Raw genomic sequence first — 1,272 nt, forward strand, 5'->3', positions numbered from 1 at the left:
CTGTGAGGGCTGCTCTGGGTCATTAGTATAGCGGAAGAACATCGGGCTCTTAACCCGTAAGGCCGGGGTTCGAATCCCCGATGACCCATTTTTCTAATTTGGCTCCGTCGTCTAAGCAGGTTAGGACGCTGCCCTTTCAAGGCAGAAATGTCGGGTTCAAATCCCGTCGGAGCTGCTTGTAACGCCCCATCTTACTAAACAGGTTCAGGTGGCCACACTCTCAATGTGGAGATACGGGTTCGAATCCCGTTGGGGTGATCTGATAGCCACTTCGTGCATCAGTAAATAATAACCGGTGGTAGCTCAATGGGTAGAGCTCTTAATAAAAACAAATCCTGCTCGGGATTTTAACAGCAAAGTTTAAAAAATTGCTATCCAAAAGCAGAGGTTATTGGTTCGAATCCAATCCACCGGGCTGTGGGACACATACAGCAATTCCAGCCAATGGCACCATGACTTTTAATCATGCTTTTTTTCGTGTCCTGTTTTCAATCGTCGGAGTGACTCGGCAAAAAAGGACAGTAAGCTGACTCGGTAGTAGCGGCGGACTGAAAATCCGCAGGAGTTCGTTCAACTCGAACACTGTCCATCTTCGTGCGCAGGATCTGGTGGTCAGAGTGGTCTGCAAAACCATCCGGGATGGTTCGAATCCATCTGTGCACTTGCGGTCTGGTGTAATGGCATCACTCAGGACTTTGGATCCTGCGATATCGGTTCAAGTCCGATGGCCGCTGCGTCTCATTCGTTCAATGGAAAGGACAGGGGATTTCTAATCCCCCGATACAGGTTCGAGCCCTGTATGAGACATCCGGGTATGTAGCAAAACGGCTATGCACCGGGCTTTTAACCCGTGATACGCAGGTTCGACTCCTGTCATACCCATCTTTCTTTATTCCCACCATAACGGTGGGATTTTTTTGTCTTGACCAAATCTTTCATCTTTCCATTACACTCTTTCCGGCATTTCTCTTACTGCCTTTTCAGCAATAGTTTATCTCTTTCTCTTCACGAAAACCTTTTCAAATTAATAAACAGCATGAAAATGATCCGTTTTCTTTTTCCTTCACCTGCAAAAAGTTTGGGATAGACGAAGGGGGAATGACAGTTCATCCCTCTCGTCATCCTTGACAATTGCATAGGCTGCTTCCTGGGTGGATACCGATGACAGCTGAAGAAATGAAGCACAGCTGTTACCGAGAAAACGTTGCGGAAAAAACGGGGCAGGAACGGGCTCAGGAGGGCAGTCGAAAAACATAAACCATATATGGAAAA

Annotated in this window: 8 tRNA genes; all 8 read left to right on the top strand. The window is 47.2% G+C overall.

Features of this window, described 5'->3' with window-relative positions:
• Window positions 1-16 precede the first annotated feature (16 nt).
• The 8 genes from VZT47_RS10485 to VZT47_RS10520 all read left to right on the top strand — a co-directional run bounded on the left by VZT47_RS10485 (window position 17) and on the right by VZT47_RS10520 (window position 882).
• Window positions 17-88, top strand: a tRNA-Lys gene (locus VZT47_RS10485).
• 12 nt (window positions 89-100) lie between these two features.
• Window positions 101-175 (top strand) — tRNA-Glu (locus tag VZT47_RS10490).
• Window positions 176-182: 7 nt separating this feature from the next.
• Window positions 183-258: transfer RNA gene (locus VZT47_RS10495), tRNA-Glu, on the top strand.
• A 34-nt stretch (window positions 259-292) separates the two neighbouring features.
• A tRNA-OTHER gene (locus tag VZT47_RS10500) sits at window positions 293-415 on the top strand.
• Between the two features lie 101 nt (window positions 416-516).
• Window positions 517-589, top strand: a tRNA-Phe gene (locus tag VZT47_RS10505).
• 75 nt (window positions 590-664) lie between these two features.
• Window positions 665-734, top strand: a tRNA-Gln gene (locus tag VZT47_RS10510).
• A gap of 1 nt (window position 735) precedes the next feature.
• Window positions 736-807: transfer RNA gene (locus VZT47_RS10515), tRNA-Arg, on the top strand.
• A 3-nt stretch (window positions 808-810) separates the two neighbouring features.
• Window positions 811-882 (top strand) — tRNA-Lys (locus VZT47_RS10520).
• Window positions 883-1,272 lie beyond the last annotated feature (390 nt).

It is taken from the genome of Dialister sp. (genome assembly GCF_036343215.1).
In the GTDB taxonomy this organism is placed as follows: Bacteria; Bacillota; Negativicutes; order Veillonellales; family Dialisteraceae; genus Dialister.